The 15,607-nt window shown below is 65.5% G+C and carries 15 protein-coding genes; 7 read left to right on the forward strand and 8 right to left on the reverse strand.

The window, feature by feature from the left end; genetic code table 11:
- Positions 1-56: 56 nt before the first annotated feature.
- Genes JOF57_RS16145 through JOF57_RS16155 form a run of 3 tightly spaced genes read right to left on the reverse strand, consistent with a single transcriptional unit; the run spans position 57 to position 2,514 of the window.
- The gene (locus JOF57_RS16145; RefSeq protein WP_209918080.1) at positions 57-1,103 is read right to left on the reverse strand and encodes a TIGR03857 family LLM class F420-dependent oxidoreductase; all 1,047 of its coding nucleotides are present in this window, start codon (positions 1,101-1,103) and stop codon (positions 57-59) included.
- Entirely contained in the window at positions 1,100-1,471 is a 372-nt protein-coding gene (locus tag JOF57_RS16150; RefSeq protein WP_209918082.1) for a nuclear transport factor 2 family protein, read from the reverse strand. The genes JOF57_RS16145 and JOF57_RS16150 overlap by 4 nt, the downstream gene beginning before the upstream one ends.
- Entirely contained in the window at positions 1,468-2,514 is a 1,047-nt protein-coding gene (locus tag JOF57_RS16155) for a phosphotransferase (RefSeq protein WP_209918084.1), read from the reverse strand. Before JOF57_RS16155 ends, JOF57_RS16150 begins: the two co-directional genes overlap by 4 nt.
- Before the next feature lie 68 nt (positions 2,515-2,582).
- Between JOF57_RS16155 and JOF57_RS16160 the strand changes: the two genes are divergently transcribed.
- The gene (locus tag JOF57_RS16160) at positions 2,583-3,191 is read left to right on the forward strand and encodes a TetR/AcrR family transcriptional regulator (protein ID WP_209918086.1); all 609 of its coding nucleotides are present in this window, start codon (positions 2,583-2,585) and stop codon (positions 3,189-3,191) included.
- On the opposite strand, the gene JOF57_RS16165 is transcribed toward JOF57_RS16160, so the two are convergent.
- From JOF57_RS16165 to JOF57_RS16175, 3 genes are read right to left on the reverse strand one after another with little or no spacing between them, the layout of a single operon-like run.
- Positions 3,174-4,298, reverse strand: coding sequence for an alpha/beta hydrolase (locus tag JOF57_RS16165; protein ID WP_407666577.1), 1,125 nt, complete (start codon positions 4,296-4,298; stop codon positions 3,174-3,176). The genes JOF57_RS16160 and JOF57_RS16165 overlap by 18 nt on opposite strands.
- Positions 4,252-5,868, reverse strand: coding sequence for a flavin-containing monooxygenase (locus JOF57_RS16170; protein ID WP_209918088.1), 1,617 nt, complete (start codon positions 5,866-5,868; stop codon positions 4,252-4,254). Before JOF57_RS16170 ends, JOF57_RS16165 begins: the two co-directional genes overlap by 47 nt.
- Complete coding sequence (locus JOF57_RS16175) at positions 5,865-6,884, reverse strand: NAD-dependent epimerase/dehydratase family protein (RefSeq protein ID WP_209918090.1); 1,020 nt, start codon at positions 6,882-6,884, stop codon at positions 5,865-5,867. The genes JOF57_RS16170 and JOF57_RS16175 overlap by 4 nt, the downstream gene beginning before the upstream one ends.
- A gap of 90 nt (positions 6,885-6,974) precedes the next feature.
- Between JOF57_RS16175 and JOF57_RS16180 the strand changes: the two genes are divergently transcribed.
- Positions 6,975-7,886 carry an LLM class F420-dependent oxidoreductase gene (locus JOF57_RS16180; protein WP_209918092.1) on the forward strand — a complete coding sequence of 304 codons (912 nt, stop codon included), beginning with the start codon at positions 6,975-6,977 and terminating at the stop codon, positions 7,884-7,886.
- A gap of 65 nt (positions 7,887-7,951) precedes the next feature.
- On the opposite strand, the gene JOF57_RS16185 is transcribed toward JOF57_RS16180, so the two are convergent.
- Entirely contained in the window at positions 7,952-8,386 is a 435-nt protein-coding gene (locus tag JOF57_RS16185) for a nuclear transport factor 2 family protein (protein WP_209918094.1), read from the reverse strand.
- Between the two features lie 155 nt (positions 8,387-8,541).
- Here JOF57_RS16185 and JOF57_RS16190 point away from each other — a divergent pair, with 155 nt between their 5' ends.
- The 3 genes from JOF57_RS16190 to JOF57_RS16200 are packed head-to-tail and all read left to right on the forward strand — an operon-like array spanning position 8,542 to position 11,870.
- Positions 8,542-9,564: a Rieske 2Fe-2S domain-containing protein gene (locus JOF57_RS16190; RefSeq protein ID WP_209923412.1), complete on the forward strand. Its 1,023-nt coding sequence runs from the start codon at positions 8,542-8,544 to the stop codon at positions 9,562-9,564.
- On the forward strand, positions 9,561-10,178 hold the full coding sequence (locus tag JOF57_RS16195; RefSeq protein WP_209918096.1) for a cysteine hydrolase family protein: 618 nt from the start codon (positions 9,561-9,563) through the stop codon (positions 10,176-10,178). The genes JOF57_RS16190 and JOF57_RS16195 overlap by 4 nt, the downstream gene beginning before the upstream one ends.
- Before the next feature lie 36 nt (positions 10,179-10,214).
- Complete coding sequence (locus JOF57_RS16200; RefSeq protein WP_209918099.1) at positions 10,215-11,870, forward strand: medium-chain acyl-CoA ligase Mig; 1,656 nt, start codon at positions 10,215-10,217, stop codon at positions 11,868-11,870.
- On the opposite strand, the gene JOF57_RS16205 is transcribed toward JOF57_RS16200, so the two are convergent.
- Positions 11,854-13,341, reverse strand: a complete 1,488-nt coding sequence (locus JOF57_RS16205) for an aldehyde dehydrogenase family protein (protein WP_209923413.1) — start codon at positions 13,339-13,341, stop codon at positions 11,854-11,856. The genes JOF57_RS16200 and JOF57_RS16205 overlap by 17 nt on opposite strands.
- 159 nt (positions 13,342-13,500) lie before the next feature.
- On the opposite strand from JOF57_RS16205, the gene JOF57_RS16210 reads away from it, so the two are divergent.
- Together JOF57_RS16210 and JOF57_RS16215 are read left to right on the forward strand one after the other, a co-directional pair.
- Complete coding sequence (locus JOF57_RS16210) at positions 13,501-14,286, forward strand: SDR family oxidoreductase (RefSeq protein WP_209918100.1); 786 nt, start codon at positions 13,501-13,503, stop codon at positions 14,284-14,286.
- 89 nt (positions 14,287-14,375) lie between these two features.
- Positions 14,376-15,596, forward strand: a complete 1,221-nt coding sequence (locus JOF57_RS16215) for a cytochrome P450 (protein WP_209918103.1) — start codon at positions 14,376-14,378, stop codon at positions 15,594-15,596.
- Positions 15,597-15,607 lie beyond the last annotated feature (11 nt).

Consider the following 15,607-nt stretch of genomic DNA (forward strand, 5'->3'; position numbering starts at 1 on the left):
GACGCGAAAGTACCCAAATTTGATCGCTTACGGGTACTTTCGCGTCTTCTCGCGGGTCATGCCTGGGTGGCCCGGTACTCGGTGACGATCGGCTCAAGTTCGTCGGGAGTGGCCCCGTGCATGATCACCGCATCGGCACCGTAGTCGAATTCCTTGCGGATGCGGTCCACACACTGGCTCGCCGATCCGGTGGCCGACGGTTCCAGCCATTCGTCGGGAATGAGGGTGGCGATGTGTTCGATCTGTTCGGCGCTGGCCTTGTGGTCGATGCCACCCGGGATTGAGGTGACGACGGAATCCTCCCGGAATCGTTGCAGCACAGCTGGATCCCAGTTATTGGTCTTCACCAACAGGTCGCCGTAGCCCTGCAGGTAGGTGGCCAGGCGCGCCACGGTCTTCTTGAGCCGCAGTTCCTCGGGGAGGTGATCGCCGACAGTGGCAAAGCATGACCACACCCGCACACTGTCCGGGTCGCGGCCGGCCTGCTCGGCGGCGTCTTTGACGGTCTTTACGGCCCGCGTCAAGGTCTCCGGGGTGAAGTAGGTGTGCAGGATGACGTCGTCGAACTCCCGGCCACCCAACGCAAGGGTTTGTGGACCGAAGGCCACGATCGCCAGCCGAATGTCTTCGTTGAAGTCAGGGTCGAGGAACAGCACCTGGTACTTGCCGATCGGTCCGTCGTGGTTGAAGACCACCTCTCCGTGCCACAGCTTGCGCATGACCTGCGCGAAATCCTCCATCTGCGCGGTGGTCACCGCGGGCACGCCGAACGCGTTGTACATGGCGGCGACGCCGCGGCCGATGCCGAGCGTGAAGCGGCCCCGGGACAGCCGGTGCATCGTGGTGGCCCATGATCCGGTGATGAGCGGGTGGCGGGTGTTGTGATTGGTTGCCGCCGTGGCGATCTGCATACGTTCGGTCACGGCACACGCAGCGCCGACGAGCGAGGAGGCCTCCTTGACGTTCCACCGTTCGGAGATGAATGCGGTGCCGAAGCCGAGTTCCTCGCCGCGGCGCGCCTCGTCCATCAGCGTGGCCGGGCCTTCACCGCCCGCACCCGCCAGCAGGTAGTAACCAAGTTCGTCGAGTACCGGTTCGGTCATGCCCAAACTCCTTGTTTGTAGCCACAATTCCACACTTCGGTGATGCGCCCGTCGATGACGCGAAAGATCTCCATACTGCTGACCGTCGTCGAGTTGCCGTCGGTGAACGTCATCGGCGACTCGTACACGATCGTGACGTGTTCCCCGTCATCGCCGGCAACCACCAGCCGGAGATCGAACCGCACGGTCTCGAACATCGCCCAGTGGTCGACCACCCGGGCCACGGCTTCCTCGTGAGTCAGCACCGCCGCCTCCCCCACATCGTGGCGGGTGACGGTGTCCCCCAGCAGCTCTTCGGCGAGCGCGAAATCCTTCTGGTTCCACACCACCAGGTTGTAGAGCTCCACCACTTCACGCGCGGTTCTCATGAAAATTCCTCCAGGGCGTCGATGTCCTCGATGGCCGCGACGGCCCGGTCGATGAGCGTGAGACACAGTTGCCGAGACCGCTCCGGTGCGACATCCCAGGTGAGCAGGGCGACCACCGGCATGTACAGCAGCAGCGCCGTCGCGAGACGGTAATGGCGCCAGGCCTCGTCGAACGGGTACCCGTCGACCTGGCCGACATATTCGCGCAGCAGGTCCGCGTCGTGGCCGCGGCGCACCTCGGTCGGCAGACCCTGACTGACCAGATACGCGATATCGGCCGCACCCGCACCGCGAACCGTCAACTGGAAGTCCACCACCTTCAGCGCCTCATGACGGAAGAACATGTTGTCGGCCCGAATATCTCCGTGCAGCAACATATTCCGGTCTGAAAGCGCGGAAAGGGCGATGGGTGCGAGATCGGCGAACCGCTCGGCGAACGCGGCGACCGCCGGGGGTACCGGCTGGCGGGTGTGGTCTCGGTAGAGCTGCCATCCGGGAACGAAAGCGGGCAAGAACAGGTCCCGGGTCAACGAGCTGTCGATGCTCGGGAATTCCTGCAGTACCGCATCATCGACGCCTGCCGACCAGGTGTGCAGGCCGGCCAACTGTTCGATACAGAGCCGGGCGCGCGGAAGCGACAGGCCGGCTAGATGATCGGCATTCTCCCAGTCCCGCAGATCTTCGAGCACGAGCACGAAGTCGGACCCGGAGCTCCGCGCGACATGGCAGCGCGGCGTGGCAATAGGCGCATCCGGCGCGATGTGCCGGTAGAAGTACAGCTCGCGTTGGTAGCCCCCGAGCATCTCCATCCCGCCCCGAGCCAGCGAGTCGGCGGGCAGTTTGACGATCAAAGTCTCTGGAACATCATCGGATCCGCTCAGCTCGATCCGATACAGCGCCGCGGAGAATCCGGTGTCCAGCGCGATCCGCTCGGCTCGTACCGCCGTCACCGGCGCTCCCAGCGCCTCCGTCAACCAGGGCGCGGTGACCTCGTCGATGCCCGTGGGTACCGGTCCAGAAAATGGCGCTGCGACTGTTGTCATCCTCGACCTCCGCACAGAAATTTGACGCAGAACAACTAAGTTAGTTGTCGGCGATCTAATATGCAAGGGTGCCTTCCCCAGCCCAGGGCCTCACCCAGCCGGAGCGCGTCGAGCAGTCCTCGCGCCGGCTGCTGCAGGCTGCCGCTGAGTTGATCGTCGAAAAGGGCTGGGAAGCAACGACCGCCGCTGAGATCGGCCGGCGAGCCGGGTACAGCCGGGCCATGGTGCACGCCCGCTACGGCAGCAAGGACGCCATCCTCGACGCCTTCCAGGACATGTACGTGGCGCGACTGAACCCCGACCCCGAACCGGGCGCCACCGGACTGCAGCAGGTACTGGCACATTTCGACCGCGTGCAGGAGATTCACGCCGAGGACGCCGCGGTGACCAGAGCCATGTTCGTGTCCGCATTCGAGGCGGTGAAGACCACCTCGCCACTGCGCGACGGGGTGCGCGCCCAATTGGCCGGGGCGGCCTTCAAGGTCGAAGCCGGGCTACATGCCGGTATCGCCGACGGTTCACTGCTCCCCGATATCGATGTCGACATGGCGGTGCGAGACATCACCGGATCCATCTTCGGTATCGCTTTCCAGTGGGTGGTCCTCCCCGAGGACCACGATCTCGACCACGAGATCGACTGTGTACGGGCCCGGATCACGTCAATCTACGGTCGTTAAGAACCGCTCGGTCACATCCTGCACCGCACCGGAGAACAGATGCCCGACATGGCTGCCGTCGTGCCAGTAGAGCTCCCCGCCCCATTGCTCGTGCATGGCCGAGGCCGAACTGCGCATCGCCATCTGGTCGTGCCAGGCACCGACGATGAGCCGCCGGTCGGCATGCGGCCGGGTATGCAGCGGGTCGATCACCGAGGTCATCGCCGCCACGGTGGCCGACTGTAGATCTCGCGCGGATTGCTGACCCGCCGATCCCCAGCGTCCCAGGTGCATGCCGATCATCGTGTTGAGGCCGAGGATTGGGGTGTACAGCGCGACCGCGTCGACCCGCGCGTCCAGATGCGACACCAGCGCCGCCACCGCGCTGCCCAGCGACAGACCGGCGACCGCGATCGAGGAGGCCTGTGGTTCCAGCCAGCCGATCAATGCCCGCACTTCCGACACCGCCCGCATCATGCCGGCCACGTTGGCCAGCGGATCGCGGGCGGGATACTCGGGCCAGGAACTGCGCCGCGGCCCGTGTCCGGGCTGCACCGGTAGTGCCACGTTGAACCCGAGGTCCCGCAACTGCCGCACCCGGGCCACCAGAAGATCCATCGAATCGCCCTGGCCGGCGCCGTGCACCCAGATCAGCCACGGCCGTGTGTCGTCTCCGCAGCGATACAGCCGCACCCGGGCGGTGGCCCCACCAGCGTGACCGTCGGCCACGACCGAGGCCGGCAGCGTGGGCTCGTGGTCGAACGTCAATTCTTCGAAGGTCAGCGCACCGAACCGGCGCGGCCGGATGTGCTTGATCTGCAGGGGATCCGGGCTGTGGTGCGCACCGTCGATACCGAGTCCGCCAAGTTCGCCGGCGGCCCGCTCATAGTCGCTCAGCGGTCGCGGCAACTGCGGCGGTGGTCCGGTCAGCGTCATCCCGGTGACGACCAGTTCATCGAGGGCCACCTCGCCCAGCTGGCGCAGACCATCGATCGACAAGGGGTTCCAGTCCCCCGACCCGGTCAGCGCGCCGACCGAACGGGGCAGGACGCCGCCGAGCTCCCAGACGATCTGGACCGCTCTATGCAACGGTGAATCCGGTGTAGCCGTCGGTAGCGATCTCGTCACAACGGCGACGGTACTCGGGGATCCCTGCGGTGTACCCCAGGTACATCCGCTTCTTGCCGGGCACATTGCCGCCGTTGTACCAGGAGTTGCAGCTCGGGTGCACCAGCACGGTGGGCGCCACCAGGGCAGTCGTGTGCTCGACCCATTCGGTCTGTGCCTGCGACGTCGCCTCGATACTGCAATACCCGCCGCCCCTCAGGTATGCGATGCAGTCCGCGATCCAGTCCACGTGCTGCTCCAGGGCGGCCACGAAATTGGATGCCGCCGAGGGACTTCCCGGGCCTTGGATGGTGAACAGGTTCGGGAAGCCGGCCACCGCCAGCCCCAGGTAGGACAGTGCGCCCTCCTTGGCCCAGTACTCTCCCAGCATCAGGCCGTCCCGGCCACGCACGTCGATCCGACTCAACGCGCCGGTCATGGCATCGAAGCCGGTGGCATACACGATCACGTCGAGATCGAAATCGCCTTGTTCCGTGGAAATCCCGGTCTCCGTCACCGCACGGATCGCACCCTTGCGCAGATCGACGAGGGCGACGTTGTCGCGGTTGTACGTCTCGTAATAGCCCTGATCGATGATCGGCCGCTTGCACGCGAACGGGTGGCTGGGGGTCAAAGAGGCCGCCGTCACCGGGTCGCTGACGATGCGGGCCACGGCCTGTCCGTACAACTCGGTGGCCATCCGGTTGGCGTCGATGTCGAAGAAGATGTCACCCCAGTTGAGCGCACCCATCACGCCGTGTTCCTCCACCGCGCGCCGCTTGTCTTCGGGCGTAGCCGATTTCACCGGCGGCCGCACCAACATCTCCAGCAGCACCGAGAACGCACTGAGCCGGGCCGCCCCGACCGGATGTTCGCGCTGTGCGGCGCGGATCTGCGCGTAGTCGGCCTTGAGCGTGTCCAGTTCACCCGGTTCGAAGGCACGAACCTGCCAGGGCAGCGTGAACGCCGGAGAACGTTGGAAGACCGTCAGCTGTTCGGCCTCGGCGGCCACCACCGGGATCAGTTGCACGCCGGTGGAACCGGTGCCGATCACGCCGACGCGCTTGCCCGTGAGATCGACACCCTCGCGCGGCCACCGACTGGTGAACAGCGACGTGCCGGTGAAGCAGCTCATCCCGGCGATATCGGGTTCCAATGGCACCGAAAGGATTCCGGTGGCCGCCACCACGAAGGGTGTACGCAGCGTCTGTCCGTCGGCGGTGTCGATCGCCCACTCCGCGGTGTCCTCGTCGAAGGTCATCGCTACGACCTCGGTTCCGAACTCGATGTCGCGACGCAGATCGAGCCGGTCGGCGACGAAGTTCAGATACGCCTCGATCTCCGGCTGAGCCGGCATCGTCTCCGTCCAGACCCACTCCTGCTGAATCTCATCGCTGAAGCTGTAGGAGTATTCGATGCTCTCGATGTCACAGCGCGCACCCGGATACCGGTTGACCAGCCAGGTACCGCCGACGGCATCGGCCTTCTCCAGAACCCGCACCCGCAGGCCCTGCTCCCGGAGTCGATGCAGTGCGTACAGGCCGGAGAATCCGGCGCCGACGACGATCACGTCAAAGTCTGCGGCACTCACAGGTCGATGACCTTCTCGTCGCGGCTTCTGCGCTCGACGTAGAACTGCGCGGCCCGGCCGATCGATTCGGCGGTCGGCGCTGGTTTCCACCCCAGGTCACGGGTCGCCTTACTGTGGTCGGCCGGCGACGTCAGCCACATCAGCCGCGCCGTGGTGAGGTTCATCGGAAAGTCGGTGCCGAACAACCGATTCGACATGCCGGCGAACCACCCGAAGGCGTACAGGGGGGCCATGGGGATACCAAATCTCGGCGGTCGCTCCCCCACTGCCTCCGCAGCCGTGGTGAACATCTCCCGCTGAGACATGTAGCGTTCCGACACGATGTAGCGCTCGCCGATCCGGCCATGCTCGGCAGCCCGAATCAGCGCATCGGCGGCGTCGTCGATCCCCACCACCTCCGAACCGACACCACGCACATAGACGGGTACCTTGCCGAACGCAGCCATCGCCACGAGGGCACCCTGTCTCGGTTGCCAGTCGGGCGGGCCGTACGGGTTGGACACACACATCGCCACGGCAGGCAGGCCACGCTCCCTGGCGTAAGACAGCACCAGGCCTTCGGCCTGACGCCGGGATTCGATGTACGGCCCGCCTTTTCCAGCCCAGTTGAACGGGGTGTCCTCGTCGACGGTTGCGCCATCGTCGCCGACCGCGATCGTTCCGATGGTGGACAGGAAGACAAAGCGCTGCAGGTCGGCGTTCACGGCCACGTCGAGCACATTGCGCAGGCCCTCGACATTGGTGGAGAACAGCGGTGCCGGATCGGCCAGGTGGGCGCGGGTGTCGACGACGCAGTAGAACACCACGTCCCGGTCGACCATCGCGGCCGTCACCGCCTCGGTATCGAAGACGTCGCCGTAGCAGCGTTCGACCTCGAGACCATCGATGCCCTTGGTCGTACTGCTGCGACGCAGCAGTACCCGCACCTCGTCGCCCCGCTCGACGAGTTGGCGGGTGACACAGGCGCCCACGTTTCCACTGGCGCCCATCACGAGTACTTTTCGTCGGCGATCCATCCCTGCTCCATCCCGTCTGACGACCAACGATGGATGTTACGGTAATGCTTTCAGTAGCACTCTGGAAACGGGTCAGAAACCGGGAGATCGATGAAGTACACTCTGGAATATCCCAGCGAACTGCCCACCGCACCTGAGGATTTCCTGCAGCCCGAGGCCATCCGCGCGGTCGCGACCCAGGCCGAGGCCGCAGACTTCTCGGCGATCGCATTGAGCGAGCACCCGGCCCCGTCGGCCAAGTGGCGCCACAACGGCGGCCACAACACCCTGGACCCGATCTCCGCGCTGAGCTTCATGGCGGCAGCCACCACGCACATCCGGTTGATGACCAATCTGTACGTGCTCCCGTTCCGCAATCCGTACCTGTCGGCCAAGGCGCTGGGCAGTCTGGATCTGGTTTCCGGTGGCCGACTGATCGCCGGCGTCGGGGCGGGCTATCTGCGATCGGAGTTCGCGGCGGTGGGCGTCGACATCGACCGTCGGGCGGAACTGCTCGACGAGGCGTTGGCCGCGCTTCGCTCCATCTGGGCGGATCCGGAAAGACCGTTTGTCGGTATGGATTTCGGAGCGATTGGTGAGCTCTGGCTGCAACGCCCGGCGCAGCAACCCCATCCGCCGATCTGGATCGGCGGGAACGGCGCCGCCGCGATCCGGCGCGTGGTCGAGCACGGCAACGGGTGGATGCCGATCATCGCTGCGGTGGGCATGGCCTCGACGATGCGCACCGCGGCCATCGAAGATGCCGACCAGTTCGGCGCCGCCGTCCAGCGCCTGCGCGACCGCCTCGCCGATGCCGGCCGTGACCCGCACTCGGTCGATGTCCAAGTGGTGTGCCCGCCTACCGACCTGGATGACGAAGCGTCCCTCCGGCACGCACGTGACGTGTTGGCCGAACTCGCCGGCCATGGTGCCACCTGGGCAGTTGTGCATGCGGACGGCAGCAGCCCAGCGGCCGCACTCGACTACATCAAGGCCTTCGGCGAGATGGTGATCATGCACTGACTCTGCGTTCGGGGCGCGATCGCGCGAGAAGGCTGAACCCTCAGCGCAGAGTCAATGGCAGGCCGCTAGGCGGTCTTGAATTTGAGCAGGGTTCGGGTCAGGTGCAGACTGGTGATCTGCCATGTGCCGTCACGCTTTTCGTAGGTCTCGTGGTAGTGACCCGCGCCGTGCAGCTCACCGCCGTCGGGGAAGAACAACATGTCCTCCATGGCCCAGATGCCGGTCGCGGTCGTGTCGGAGGTCAGCGCGATCTCGGGCGTGTGGCAGTGGTGCACCGTCGCTGCGTGCTCGACACCGCCCCAGACCACCGGGAAGAACTCATCGAAGCTCTTCAGCGGCGGAGCGGTCTGCGGGTCGGCACCGCCGGTCGAGACGGCCATGTCGAGTGTCACCACCACATCTTCGACGAAGAGCGCTCGCCAGGCATCGATGTCCTTGGTGTCCAGGAACCGGCAGTAACGGGCCTTGAGCTGCTTGATCGCCTCGACGTCGTCGGACAACGGGTCACCTCCTGATCGACTGCGGCGAACTATACGGTAAGCACCTCAGTTGGGACCCCAACCGCCGCGCACCGCAACCTTCCTATGCAGTAAACGCTACTGTAATGTCTTCCGTAACTATTGCGCGCGCAGCGAAACAGGAGGGCAGCGGGACCATGAAAGTGCCGTTCACCTGGAAGGTCACCGGCTGGTTCATGATCGGCTGGTCGGCAGAATACGAGGTCGGCGACGTGAAGGCGCTGAAGTACTTCGGTGAAGACCTCGCCGCCTACCGCGACGAGTCCGGCGAGATGCATGTGCTGGAAGCACATTGCAAGCACCTGGGTGCCCACATCGGACACGGCGGCACGGTTGTCGGGGACTGTGTCGAGTGCCCGTTCCACGGCTGGCGCTGGGGCCCCGAAGGGAACAACACCTATATCCCTTACCAGCCCGACAAGCCGAACCGCGGCCTGCGGCTACGGTCCTACCCGGTCAAGGAGCAGTACGGCTGCATCTTCATGTGGTACCAGCCCGACGGGAAGGAACCGCAGTGGGAACTGCCCGACATCTTCCACAAGTTCCCACAGTTCGAGACCGATCCGGACGCGTACTACCGGCCCTATCCCGAGTTCTCCAGCCGGGCCGATGCCATCCCGGTCCATCCGCAGATCGTGGCCGAGAACGCCCCCGACAGTTCCCATTTCCGCTACGTGCACGGCGCGACGGTGACACCGGTCTGTCTGTATTGGGAGGGCGTCGACCAAGAGTGGCGGTTCCTCACCGGTTGGCCCGATACCCGCAGCGACGATCCGGACAAGATGGCCCTGCGTATCCACAGCCACTACTCCGGGCTCGGATTCGCCATGAGCGTCTTCGAAGGTTCCTCGAATCACCGACTGATCTTCGCCTGCACCCCAGTCGACGATGAGGTGTCGGACATGTTCTATTCGATCTGGTGGCCTAAAGAATCAGGCACAGCTGCCGGGTCCGACATCCCGCCCCAGCACGTACGCGAGAAGGTGGAGAAGCAGTTCCTCAAAACGGTATGGGAGGACTGCGACATCTGGCGCTATCAGAAGTACGTCGAGCATCCACCGCTGGCAAAGGTCGACGCCAAACATTATATGGCCCTGCGTAAGTGGGCCACCCGATTCTACGAAGTGCCCGCCGAAACCGACACCGTCGCGCACGCATGAGGCCCGACCTGAAAGACCTTGTCGCGCCCGGCCACACCGCGATCATCACCCAGGAGTGTCAGGGCGCGGTGGTCGGTCCCGACGCCGGGCTGGCCGCACTGGCCGACGAGGCCCGCCGCGAGGCCCTACCCAACATCGCCCGACTGCTACCGGCGGCCCGAGCCGTCTCGGCCCGGGTCGTGCACTGTCTCGTGCAGCGGCGCCCGGATGGCCTGGGCTCCAACCACAATGCCAAGATCTTCGCGATCGGACGCAGCGACGTCGGCATCCTGCCCGGAAGTCCCGGCGCCACCCTGCTTCCCGAATTCGGCCCGGAGCCCGACGATCTCGTACTGTCCCGCTGGCACGGACTGGGGCCGATGGGCGGCACCGACCTGGACCCGATCCTGCGCAACCTCGGCGTGAGCACGATCGTGGCCGTGGGCGTCTCGGTGAACATCGCGATCACCAACCTGGTGATGGACGCGGTCAACGCCGGGTACCGGGTGGTCCTGCCGCGGGATGCGGTGGCAGGGATCCCGACGGCCTATGCCGACGCGGTCATCGACAATACGTTGTCTCTGCTGGCCACCGTCACCACGACCAACGACCTGCTGCACGCCTGGCAGCACTGACCCGCCCCCCTGCCCTCAACCAAAGAGGAGAAGCCCGTGCAGTTCACCGTTCCCGTCGTAGCCGAAGCAGTCGCAGCCGCCATCGGCGACCGCCCGCTGATCGTCCAGGGCGACCGTCGGTTCACCTACCGCCAGATCATGGACCGGTCGAATCAGCTGGCGGCGTATCTGCATTCGCGCGGGCTGGGAGCCCAGACCGAACGTGGCGACCTGGCCGGCCACGAGGTAGGTCAGGACCTGCTGGGCATCTACGCCTACAACGGGCCGGAATTCGTCGAGTCCCTGCTCGGCTCTTTCCGGGCCCGGGTCGCACCGTTCAACGTCAACTATCGCTACGTCAAGAACGAACTGCAGTACCTGCTCGCCGACTCCGGCGCGTCCGCGCTGGTCTATCACGCGGCCTTCGCACCGCGGGTGGCCGAGGTCCTCCCCGACCTGCCCGCCCTCCGGGTGCTGATCCAGATCGCCGACGACTCCGGCAACGAACTGCTCGACGGCGCAGTGGATTACGAGACGATCGTCGGTGATGCCACGGCAGCAGCGCCTCCTGTCCAACCCAACCCCGACGACCTGTACGTGCTCTACACCGGCGGCACGACCGGCATGCCCAAGGGCGTGCTGTGGCGCCAGCACGACATATTCATGACCGCGTTCGGTGGGCGCAACATGGTGACCGGCGAGAAAGCGCGGTCCGTCGAGGAGATCGTCGGGCGTGCGGTCGACAATCCGGGTACCAAGCTGATGATCCTGCCGCCGCTGATCCACGGCGCGGCACAGTGGGCCGCGATGACGGCGATCAGCACCGGCCAAACCCTGGTATTTCCCTCCGTAGTCGACCGTTTCGATGCCGATGACGTGGTCCGCACCATCGAACGCGAACAGGTGCTGGTGGCCACGGTGGTGGGTGACGCCATGGCACGCCCGCTCCTGGATGCGATCAAGGCAGGAACTGCGGACGTCTCCTCGCTGTCGGTCGTCGCCAACGGGGGCGCGCAGCTGACCCCCTACGTCAAACAGCAACTCATCGATGCGAAGGCCAATCTGATCGTCGTCGACGGGGTGGGGTCATCGGAGACCGGCGCCCAGATGAGCCACATGTCGGCCCCCGGCGCGGTGTCGACCGGAACCTTCAACGCTGGCCCCGATACCTGTGTGGTCACCGAGGATTTCACCGCTGTCCTGCCTGCCGGCCACGAGGGGCTGGGTTGGCTGGCGCAGCGGGGGTTCGTGCCGCTGGGCTACAAGGGTGATGCCGCCAAGACCGCGGCGACGTTCCCGGTGATCGACGGTGTGCGCTACGCGACGCCGGGTGACCGGGCCTGCCACCTGGACAGCGGAGCCGTCGAACTCCTCGGCCGGGATTCGGTCACCATCAACTCCGGCGGCGAGAAGATCTTCGCCGAGGAGGTCGAATCCGCGATCGCGTCGCATCCGGCGGTGCGGGACGTGGTGGTCACCGGCCGCCCCAGTGAACGCTGGGGACAGGAGGTGGTGGCTGTCGTCTGTTTGGCCGAGGAGGCGTTGGCGGACGGCCCCGTAGAGGCCGACGACCTCATCCGGCACGCCGAAACATCGATCGCCCGCTACAAGCTGCCCAAGGCCGTGGTGTTCCGCCCCGCCATCGAGCGCAGCCCGGCAGGCAAGGCCGATTACCGGTGGGCCCGCGAGCAGGCGGTCAGCGAAACTTCCTGAGCCTCGCTGCGGTTCGGCTGCGGGCCCGTCGCAGACTGAGGTCGGCGCTGACCCGCATGGACGCACTGAACGGTCGGGCGGCCTGGCCCGTGACACTGAATGGCAGGTCGCTGCCGACCACGGTGCGGTAGTGGCTGAACGCATCGAAACCCGCCTTGCCGTGGTAGGCGCCGGTCCCGCTGCGGCCGACGCCGCCGAACGGGGCATCAGACGGAATCATGTGCGCGGCAAAATCATTGCGGGCCACCCCACCGCTGCGGGTATGGCTGACGAAGTGCCGGAAGTCGGCGTTGTCGGGGCCGAACCAGTACGCCACCAACGGTGACGGGTTGGCGTTGATGTGGTCGACCGCCTCGGTGAGCCTGGAGTAGCCGCGAACCATCAGCACCGGCCCGAACACTTCCTCGCTCGCGATCCGCATCCGGTCGTCCACGTCACGCACGATGGTCGGAGCGATCTTGCGGGAGACCGGATCGGGCAGGATCTCCCCCGCCGGCACCACGGAGTCGATTCGGGCTCCGTGCGCGCGGGCGTCGGCGATCAAGCCGACCACCCGGTCGAAATTGGCCTGGTTCACCGAGGAGCAGTAGTCGGCGTTGTCGATGATGCTGGGAAACATGGCGCTCAGGGCCTTTCGCGCCACCGCGACGAACCGGTCGACCTCAGCATCGGGAACAAAGACGTAGTCCGGGCATACACACACCTGACCGCCATTGACCATGCGCGCCTGGGCGATTCGGTTCGCTGCCCGTTCGATGTCGGCGCCGGGTGCCACCACCACGGGGTTTTTGCCACCCAACTCCAACGTCACCGGCACCAGGTTGTCCGATGCCGCCCGTGCCACCAGAGCCCCGATCGATGGTGAGCCGGTGAAGAAGATGTGGTCGAACGGTAGGCCCGCGAACTCGGCGGCCACCTCCGGCCCCCCGGTCACCACCTGCAGTTCGGCCGGGTCGAAATACTTCGGCGCGGTCGCCGCCATCAGTTCGGCGGTGCGGGGGGTGACCTCCGACATCTTGATCATCACCCGGTTGCCCGCGGCGAATGCCGCTGCGGCCGGCAGCACTGTCAACTGGATCGGGAAATTCCACGGACCGATCACCCCCACCACACCGAGCGGGCTCGGGACCACTTCGGCGCGCAATCCCGCGAAGCGAGCCGCCCGCATCAGCTTCGTCGCGCGCATCCATTGCGGCACATGCGCCCTGGTGTGCTCGATGACCGAGAGCATGCCCAGGATCTCGGCGAAGAAGGCCGCCGACCGCGACCGCGATCCGTAGTCGGCCGCGGTGGCGGCGACGAAATCCTCGGAGTTGTCCAACACCATCGCCAGTAGTCGGTCGATGCGGTTGCGGCGCAAAGCGATATCGGCCGGACCGTCGGCGATGAACGACCGGCGCTGGACGGCCAGCAGCTCGTCCAGGCCCCCGCGCTGCGGTTGCACCGTTGCCCGCTCCTCGATCGCGCTCATCGATTCCGTCCCCTCGTCAGGCACGCGCCAGATACTTCCGAAGGTCCCTCCGGTAAGGCTCACGGTAGCACCATCACGGAGACGTGAAGTTGATTGTCCGACCGGCCGGAATTGTTTACAGTCATCCTTACTGTCGTTCATTCAGTGAGAGGTTGGGGCATGTCGGAAGCCGCACGCAGAATCGTCGTCGTCGGAGCCGGATCCGGAATCGGGGCGGCCACCGCGGCGCACTTCTTCGAGCGGGGCGACCACGTACTCGCGGTCGACCTGCGCCCAGGCGACACCCCGGCATCGGAGCACGCCACCTGCGACCTTCGGGATGCCACCGACATCGCCCGACTGCTCAGTGAGATCGGTGACGGCTGGGACCTTCTCGCGCATGTCGCAGGCGTTCCGGGGACTGCGCCAGCCGCCGACGTCCTCAACGTCAACTATCTCGGCATGCGATTGATGGCCGAAGGCATGCTGCCCCTGCTGCGCCACGGCGGGTCGATCGTCACGGTGGCCTCGACCGCGGCCCTGGGCTGGCAGCAGCGCATCGACACCCTCGACGGCCTCCTCGAACTGACTGACGGTGACGCGGTGGCGCAGTGGCAGACCGGGCAGGATCCGAATTTCCCGGTCTACACCACGTCCAAGCAGGCCGCGATCCTGTTCGTCAAACGCGTGGCGGGCCCGGCCTGGGCGAAGTACGGGGTGCGGGTCAACACCGTCAGCCCGGGCCCGGTGGAGACGCCGATCCTGACTGATTTCGAACAGACCATGGGCAAGGACGTGCTGGACCTGGTGCGCGCCACAGTCGGCCGGCACGCCACCGTCGACGACGTGGTTCCGCTGATCGCCTTCCTGGCCTCACCCGAGGCGCGTTGGATCAATGGTCAGGACATCCACGTCGACGCCGGTTTCATCGCGTCGATGAGCAACGGGGCGCCCATCCCGCTCTGACCGTTCGGTCCTGCATAGATTCCGTTACTGTAATATTTACAGTAATATGCATCAGTGTGATCGGTCCGTTCCGAGTGGTGGGGTGAGCTGTGGATAGTCAAGTGCAGGATGTCGCTTCTGACGAGTCCGTCGTCGACACCGCCACCCTGCTACGCGATCCGTACCCGACGTTCGCCCGGCACCGCGCCCAGCACGGGGTGTTCCGCGGCTCGGTGATGGACTGGTCCAAAACACCGAAATCGATGCTGCCCGAACATCAATTCGCGGCGGTGTCCTTCGATGCGGTCAACACCGTGTTCCGGGACAGCAAGTCGTTCAACTCGAAGATCTACGACAGCACCATCGGCCTGTTCATCGGCCCCACCATGCTGGCCATGGAGGGCAAGACCCACCGCGACCATCGCAACCTGGTGTCCGCTGCCTTCAAGTCACGTTCGCTGCAGCGCTGGGAGCCCGAGGTCGTCCGCCCGATCTGCGAGGCACTCGTCGACGAGTTCATCGAGGCCGGCAGCGCTGATCTGGTGCGCGACTTCACCTTCGAGTTTCCCACCCGGGTGATCTCCAAGCTGCTCGGCCTGCCCGAAGAAGACCTGCCATGGTTCCGTCAACGCGCCGTGGAACTGATCAGCTACACAGTGAAGTACAAGCGTGCCTTCGAAGCCTCAGCGGCATTGAAAGACTATTTCCTCGGCCAGATCGAGTTACGCCGGTCCAAACCCACCGAGGACATCATCGGTGACCTGGTCACCGCCGAGATCGACGGCGAGAAGCTGACCGACGAAGCCATCTACTCGTTCCTGCGGTTGCTCCTGCCGGCCGGACTGGAGACCACCTACCGGTCCTCGGGCAATCTGATCTATCTGCTGCTCACCCATCCTGAACAGTTCGCCGCGGTGCAGGCCGACCATGAGCTGATCGGCCAGGCCATCGAGGAGGGGTTGCGCTACGAAACCCCGCTGACCACCGTGCAACGGTCCACCACGCAGGACACCGAACTGGACGGGGTGGCGCTGCCCGCTGGAGCGGTGATCGACGTCTGCATGGGATCGGCCAACCGCGACGAGAACCGCTGGGAGCGCCCGGAGGAGTTCGACATCTTCCGGAAGCGATTGCCACACATCACGTTTGCTGCCGGTGAGCACACCTGCATGGGGTTGCACCTGGCCCGGATGGAGACCCGGGTGGCGATGGAGAGCCTGCTGTCCCGGGTGCAGAACCTCGAGCTGGTCACCGACGACGACCCACACATCTTCGGTCAGCCATTCCGCTCCCCCACCGCGATACCCGTCACATTCGAGCCGATCAGCTAGAGGGACACGCC

The sequence above is a fragment of the Mycolicibacterium lutetiense genome (assembly GCF_017876775.1).
Classification (GTDB): domain Bacteria; phylum Actinomycetota; class Actinomycetes; order Mycobacteriales; family Mycobacteriaceae; genus Mycobacterium; species Mycobacterium lutetiense.

What these genes read in the sequence shown, in the direction of transcription:
- JOF57_RS16145 (WP_209918080.1), bottom strand. Translation starts at nt 1,103, where the DNA reads ATGACCGAACCGGTACTCGACGAACTTGGTTACTACCTGCTGGCGGGT.
- JOF57_RS16150 (WP_209918082.1), bottom strand. Translation starts at nt 1,471, where the DNA reads ATGAGAACCGCGCGTGAAGTGGTGGAGCTCTACAACCTGGTGGTGTGG.
- JOF57_RS16155 (WP_209918084.1), bottom strand. Translation starts at nt 2,514, where the DNA reads ATGACAACAGTCGCAGCGCCATTTTCTGGACCGGTACCCACGGGCATC.
- JOF57_RS16175 (WP_209918090.1), bottom strand. Translation starts at nt 6,884, where the DNA reads ATGGATCGCCGACGAAAAGTACTCGTGATGGGCGCCAGTGGAAACGTG.
- JOF57_RS16180 (WP_209918092.1), top strand. Translation starts at nt 6,975, where the DNA reads ATGAAGTACACTCTGGAATATCCCAGCGAACTGCCCACCGCACCTGAG.
- JOF57_RS16190 (WP_209923412.1), top strand. Translation starts at nt 8,542, where the DNA reads ATGAAAGTGCCGTTCACCTGGAAGGTCACCGGCTGGTTCATGATCGGC.
- JOF57_RS16195 (WP_209918096.1), top strand. Translation starts at nt 9,561, where the DNA reads ATGAGGCCCGACCTGAAAGACCTTGTCGCGCCCGGCCACACCGCGATC.
- JOF57_RS16205 (WP_209923413.1), bottom strand. Translation starts at nt 13,341, where the DNA reads ATGAGCGCGATCGAGGAGCGGGCAACGGTGCAACCGCAGCGCGGGGGC.
- JOF57_RS16210 (WP_209918100.1), top strand. Translation starts at nt 13,501, where the DNA reads ATGTCGGAAGCCGCACGCAGAATCGTCGTCGTCGGAGCCGGATCCGGA.